General features: G+C 69.6%; 5 protein-coding genes. 1 reads left to right on the plus strand and 4 read right to left on the minus strand.

Annotated features, from left to right (window positions below):
- The coding region (gene gltB / locus AX721_RS04335) for a glutamate synthase large subunit (protein ID WP_197422460.1) at positions 1–3,058 on the minus strand (3,058 nt) is incomplete at its 3' end.
- A gap of 313 nt (positions 3,059–3,371) precedes the next feature.
- Between gltB and AX721_RS04340 the strand changes: the two genes are divergently transcribed.
- Positions 3,372–4,013 (plus strand): TetR/AcrR family transcriptional regulator, encoded by a 642-nt coding sequence (locus AX721_RS04340; RefSeq protein ID WP_156467007.1) that lies wholly within the window; start codon positions 3,372–3,374, stop codon positions 4,011–4,013.
- On the opposite strand, the gene AX721_RS04345 is transcribed toward AX721_RS04340, so the two are convergent.
- The 3 genes from AX721_RS04345 to AX721_RS04355 all read right to left on the minus strand — a co-directional run.
- Positions 4,010–5,161 carry a hypothetical protein gene (locus tag AX721_RS04345; protein ID WP_156467008.1) on the minus strand — a complete coding sequence of 384 codons (1,152 nt, stop codon included), beginning with the start codon at positions 5,159–5,161 and terminating at the stop codon, positions 4,010–4,012. The genes AX721_RS04340 and AX721_RS04345 overlap by 4 nt on opposite strands.
- On the minus strand, positions 5,158–5,808 hold the full coding sequence (locus AX721_RS04350; protein ID WP_068874805.1) for a class II aldolase/adducin family protein: 651 nt from the start codon (positions 5,806–5,808) through the stop codon (positions 5,158–5,160). Before AX721_RS04350 ends, AX721_RS04345 begins: the two co-directional genes overlap by 4 nt.
- Positions 5,808–6,206, minus strand: a 399-nt coding sequence (locus AX721_RS04355) for a carbohydrate kinase family protein (RefSeq protein ID WP_231754699.1), incomplete at its 5' end; no start/stop codon positions are given. The genes AX721_RS04350 and AX721_RS04355, both read right to left, overlap by 1 nt.

Genomic DNA, 6,206 nt, shown 5'->3' on the forward strand with positions numbered 1-6,206 from the left:
GCTGGGCCAGGTCCTCGATCGAATAGATGTCGTGGTGCGGCGGCGGGCTGATCAGGCCCACGCCCGGGGTCGAGTGCCGGACCCGGGCGATGTTGCGGTCCACCTTGTGGCCCGGCAGCTGGCCGCCCTCGCCGGGCTTGGCGCCCTGGGCCATCTTGATCTGGATGTCGTCGGCGTTGACCAGGTACTCGGTGGTCACGCCAAAGCGGCCCGAGGCCACCTGCTTGATGGCCGAGCGCATGGAATCGCCGTTCGGCAGGCGCACGAAGCGGTCCGGCTCCTCGCCGCCCTCCCCGGTGTTCGAGCGGCCGCCGATGCGGTTCATGGCGATAGCCAGGGTCGTGTGCGCCTCGCGGCTGATCGAGCCGAAGCTCATGGCCCCGGTGGAGAAGCGCTTCACGATCTCGGCCGCCGGCTCCACCTCGTCCAGGGGGATCGCCGTCTCGGCCGGCTTGAACCGCATCAGGCCGCGCAGGGTCAGCAGGCGCTCGCTCTGCTCGTTGATCGAGCGGGCGAAGGCCCGGTACTCGTCGGGCAGGTTGCCGCGCACGGCGTGCTGCAGCTTCGAGACCGACTCCGGCGTCCAGGCATGCGCCTCACCGCGGATGCGCCAGGCGTACTGGCCGCCAACGTCCAGCATCGACTTGTAGATCGGGCTGTCGCCGAAGGCGTCCCGGTGCCGGCGCACCGTCTCCTCGGCCACCTCGGCCAGGCCCACGCCCTCGATGGTGGTGGCGGTGCCCGTGAAGTAGCGGTCGACCAGCGCCGACGACAGACCCACGGCGTCGAAGATCTGGGCGCCGCAATAGGACTGGTAGGTCGAGATGCCCATCTTGGACATCACCTTCATGATGCCCTTGCCGACGGCCTTGATGTAGTTCTTGCGCACGTCGTAGGCCGAGAGCGTCAGTTCGGAGCGGACGCGGATCTGCTCCAGCGTCTGGAAGGCCAGGTAGGGGTTCACCGCCTCGGCGCCATAGCCCGCCAGGACGCAGAAGTGGTGCACCTCGCGCGCCTCGCCCGTCTCGATGACGAGGCCGGTCTGCATGCGCAGGCCCTGGCGGATCAGGTGGTGGTGCACCGCCGCGGTGGCGAGGGCCGCCGGGATCGGGATTCGGTCGGCCGACACCGCCCGGTCCGACAGGATCAGGATGTTCATGTCGGCCAGCACGTTATCGGTCGCCTCGCGGCAGACGCGGTCCAGCGCCGCTTCCAGCCCCGCCGCGCCCGCCTCGGCCGGCCAGGTGATGTCGATGGTGGCGGTGCGGAAGGCGCCGTCCAGCAGCTCGTTCACCGCCCGGATCTTGGCTAGATCCTCGTCGGTGAGGATCGGCTGGGCCACCTCCAGGCGCTTATGCGTGCCCGCCTGCCGGCCCAGCAGGTTGGGCCTGGGCCCGATCATCGAGACCAGGCTCATCACCAGCTCCTCGCGGATCGGGTCGATCGGCGGGTTGGTGACCTGGGCGAAGTTCTGCTTGAAGTACTCGTACAGCAGCTTCGAACGCGACGAGAGCACGGCGATGGGCGTGTCGTGGCCCATGGAGCCGATGGGATCGTCCCCGTCCCGGGCCATCGGCTCCAGGAAGAACTGCACGTCCTCCTGGGTGTAGCCGAAGGCCTGCTGGCGATCGAGCAGGGTCTCTGGATCGTTGGGTGCGGGCTCGGCGGCCACGGCGTCAAGGGACAGCTCTTCCAGCTTGAACTGGGTCTCGGCCAGCCAGGCCTGGTAGGGCGCGGCCGCGGCGAGCGTCTTCTTGATCTCCGCGTCCTCGATGATGCGCCCTTCCTCCATGTCGATGAGCAGCATCTTGCCGGGCTGGAGGCGCCACTTGCGGACGATCCGCTCCTCCGGCACGTCCAGGACCCCGACCTCCGAAGCCATGATCACATGGTCCTGGTCCGTGATGACGAAGCGCGCGGGGCGCAGGCCGTTGCGGTCCAGGGTAGCGCCGATCTGGCGGCCGTCGGTGAAAGCCACCGCCGCCGGGCCGTCCCACGGCTCCATCAGCGCGGCGTGATATTCGTAGAAGGCCTTGCGCTCGGCATCCATCAGCGGGTTGCCGGCCCAGGCCTCCGGGATCAGCATCATCATGGCCTGGACCAGCGGGATGCCGCCCGCGACCAGCAGCTCCAGCGCGTTGTCCAGGCAGGCCGTGTCCGACTGGCCATGCGGGATCAGCGGCCACATCTTGTTGAGGTCGGGCCCCAGCAGGTCGCTCTCCAGCGTGCGGCGGCGCGCGTTCATCCAGTTCACGTTGCCGCGGACGGTGTTGATCTCGCCGTTGTGGGCGATGAACCGGTAGGGGTGCGCCAGCTTCCAGGAGGGGAAGGTGTTGGTCGAGAAGCGCTGATGGACCATCGACAGCGCGGACTCGCACCGCTCGTCCTGCAGGTCCTTGTAGAAGCTGCCCACCTGATGGGCCAGGAGCAGGCCCTTGTAGACCACCGTCCGCGTCGAGAACGACGGCAGGTACACCTGCGTCAGGGCCGGGATGCCGCGCTTGGCGGCCAGCTCGGCCAGCGGGTTCTGGAACTGCTTGCGGACCGCCAGCAGCTTGCGCTCATGGCCGTCCTGGTCCTTCACGTTCGGTCCGCGGCCCACGAAGGCCTGGCGGATCATCGGCATGGAGGCCAGCACCGCCTCGCCCAGGCCCGTGGTGTCCACCGGCACGTCGCGCCAGCCCAGCAGCGGCTGCTTCTCGACCTTCAGGAAGTGCTCGAACTGCTCCATGGCCGCCGAGCGGGCGAGCGCGTCCTGCGGCAGGAAGCACATGGCCACGGCGTACTCGCCGGCCGGCGGCAGGTCGACGCCGGCGTCCTTGGCCCAATCGCGGTAGAGGCGGTCGGGAATCTGGATCAGGCAGCCCGCGCCGTCGCCCACCAGCGGATCGGCGCCCACGGCGCCGCGATGGTCGATGTTGACCAGGATCTGCAGCCCCGCCTGGACCACCTCATGCGACTTGCGGCCCTTGATATTGGCCACGAAGCCGACGCCGCAGGCGTCGTGCTCGTTACGGGGGTCGTAGAGTCCTTGCCGCTCCGGCGGGCGCATCGTCATCGTCAGTATCCCAGGCACATGGCGGCGCCCGCCCCGCCGAATGGCCAGGCGTGCGCCGCGAGGCTTTTAAGCGGCAAGAATAACCCTTGTCGATGGAAAGCCCCTGCCGGAAGGGGCAGAATTTTTCGTAGTGCTTTCAGATCCCTCGGCTTGGCTTGCGGGGACGCGCCGAAACGCCGCACGGCGCGGCGGCCGTTTCCCACATGGCCGCCGAACCCCCCGCGATCCTGTGCTAGCGTGCGCTTCGGCGAAACGGGGCGATCCGGACGGCATGGGCAGGCAGGCGCGGAAAGACGAAGACGGCCCGGGCGCCATGCCCCTCGGCACGAAGCTGAAGCCGTCGCAAAGCCGGGCGCGCAACACGTTCGAGACGGTGCTTTCCACAGCGGGCGAGCTGCTGGCCGAAGTGGGGTTCGAGCGGCTGACCACCAACCTCGTCTGCGAGCGGGCGGGCCTGACGCCGCCGGCGCTCTACCGCTACTTCCCCAACAAGTATGCGATCCTCAGCGAGCTGGCGCAGCGGCTCATGGAAGCGCAGGACGAGGCGGTTCTGGCGTGGATGCAGTCCGGGGGCCTGGAAGCGGACTCCCTTGAGGAGGCGGTGGCGAAGAACCGCCGGATGCAGGAACAGGTCAACGAGATCACCCGCCAGATGCCAGGGGGGATCTGGATCATGCGGGCGCTGCGGGCGATCCCCCTGCTGCGCGACATCCGGATCGCCTCGCGTGATCGCGTCGCCCTGCTGATCAGCGAGAACCTCCAGCAGCGCTTTCCGACCGTCCCGCAGGACGAGCTGTTCCGGGCGGCGCGGCTGTCCACCGAGCTGATGTACGCGGCGACCGAGATGGTGCTGGAGGAGCCCGACCAGGACGAGGCGCGGGTCAACGAAGAGGTCTGCTGGATGGTGGCCCTTTACTACAACCGGCTGGCCGAGCGGCGCGCGGCGGCGGGTTAGGCCGCCGGCAGCGCCGGGCCGATGCGGCGAAGCCTCGCCGTCACGACCACGATAAGGCCTAGCGACAGCACCAGGCAGGCGCCCGCCAGCCGCATGGCGCCGGCGACGTCGCTGTCCCCCACGAGCAACGAGGCCGCCAGCGGGCCGGCGCTGCTGCCCAGGAGCTGGGCGGCGCCGAGCTGCATGGCCGCATGGCGCGTGGGGTCGATCCGGATCAGCAGCGCGGTGTGGAACGGCAGGACGAACAGCCACAGGAAGCCGAAAGCGGCCACTAGGCTCATGAACGCCGGCCCGCTGGGAGAGGCGGCGAGCCCTGCCAGGAGGCCTAGATTGACCAGCCCCGCCCCGATCAGCACCACCGGCGGCGACAATCGCGCGCCCAGCAGGGTCGCGGCCGCGCCGCCGAGAACCTGCATCGCGAGGGCCGCAGCGACCGCCCGCTGCGCCTCTGCCGGTGTCAGCCCAACGCGGAGCGCCAGCGGCTCCAGGTAGACCCAGATGGCCACGATGAAGGCCATGTAGAGAAAGACGGCGCAAAGGCCCGCCCAGGCCAGGGGCGTCAGCGCGCCGGGGCCCGCGGTGTCCCCCTTCGGCAACGGCTTCAGTGACGACGGCGCCCAGAGGGTCGCGACCGCTGCGGTCAGCGAGATGGCGGCCAGGCACGCCAGCGCGGCGTTGACTCCGCCTTTCACCATCACCGTGGCCGGCAGGATCGCAGCCAGCAACAGCTGGGCCAGGGTTTGCAGGGTGACGAAGATGCCGGCCTGACGCTCGGGATGGGTGGAGCGTGCGATCATGCTGATTGTCGACCACAGCATCACCCCGGCGAAGACCCCTGTCAGGCTGCGGAGCGCGATGAGCTCGCCGCCCGAAACCCAGAGGCTGCCCAGGTTGCAGAGCGCGTGGCCCAGGCAGGCCGCGGCCAGCTTTGCCCGCATGGCCGTAGGCTTCAGGATCGCGGCGGCCAAGCCGCAAGCGACGCCCAGCGCCAGCAGTTCCGCCGTGGCCGCGACGCCGATCTGGGGAACCGTCAGCCGTCCCTCTCCGGCCAGGCCGCCCAGGATCACCGGCTGCAGCCCAGCGATCAGCAGGGCGACGACGCCGATGTACTGCAGCGCCACGCCGGCGCGAGTCGGAAGGGCGCTCACCGCGACTGGCCGTAGGATTGGAAGCGGGTCAGGATCTCGTCCATCTGCCCCTCCGACAGCAGGTTCGGCCCGCCGATGGCCAGGCAGCCCCAGTAGACCGCCGCCTGCTCTTCGATCTCCTCGGCGATCAGCAGAGCCGCATTTAGGCTGGGCGCGACGGTGATCTGACCATGGTTAGCCATCAGGGCCGCATAGCGACCCTGCAGCGCGTCGACCACGGCGTCCGCCAGCTCGGCCGAGCCGAAGGTGGCGTAGGGCGCCACCGGCACGCTGGCCCCGCCGCTGACCCCGACCATGTAGTGGACCGCCGGGATCTCGCGGCCTGCGCAGGCGAGGATAGTCGCGTGGCGAGAATGGCAGTGAACCACCCCGCCCACGTCCGGTCGCCGCCGCAGGATCTGCATGTGCATCCGCCATTCGCTGGACGGTTTCAGCTGTCCCGGCGCCACGCTGTCGTCCGCGCCAATCAGGACCATGGCCTCGGGCGTCAGCCGTTCGGGCGGCACGCCGCTGGGGGTGACCAGCATCGCATCCCCCAGGCGCGCGGACACATTGCCGGAGGTGCCGCGGTTGAGCCCGCGGGCCTCCATCGCCTGCATCACCTCGACCATGCGGGCCCGCAGGCGGGTCTCATCGTGGGCCGCCATCACGCAGGCTCCTTCAGCGTCATCTCGCCCATGGCCTTCAGCACGCCATCATAGCTTTCGAGTCGGCCCAGCGTGGCCAGCCCTTGCGCCACCAGCGCCGCGACCGCGGTGGCGAAGCGGGCCGCCTCCAGCGGTGGCATCCCCCGGCTGAGGCCGACGATGAAGCCGGCACAGTACGAGTCGCCGCAGCTCGTGGTGTCCACGGGCGCGATGTCGTAGGCGCCCAGCCGCGTCCGCTCCGAGCCCAGCGCGACGTACGAGCCGTTGCCGCCATTCTTCATCAGCACCGCCCCGGCGCCCCGGGCGAGGAAGAAGTCGGCCGCTGCGGCCATGTCCGTGGTCCCCGACAGCGCGAAGGCCTCGGCGACGCTGGGCATGAAGTAGTCCACGTTCGGCAA

The sequence above is a fragment of the Phenylobacterium sp. CCH9-H3 genome (genome assembly GCF_001557235.1).
Taxonomy (GTDB): Bacteria; Pseudomonadota; Alphaproteobacteria; order Caulobacterales; family Caulobacteraceae; genus Phenylobacterium.

Excerpts from the sequence above, each read along its gene's own strand:
- AX721_RS04340 (WP_156467007.1), top strand. The coding sequence starts at position 3,372 with ATGCCCCTCGGCACGAAGCTGAAGCCGTCGCAAAGCCGGGCGCGCAAC.
- AX721_RS04350 (WP_068874805.1), bottom strand. The coding sequence starts at position 5,808 with ATGGCGGCCCACGATGAGACCCGCCTGCGGGCCCGCATGGTCGAGGTG.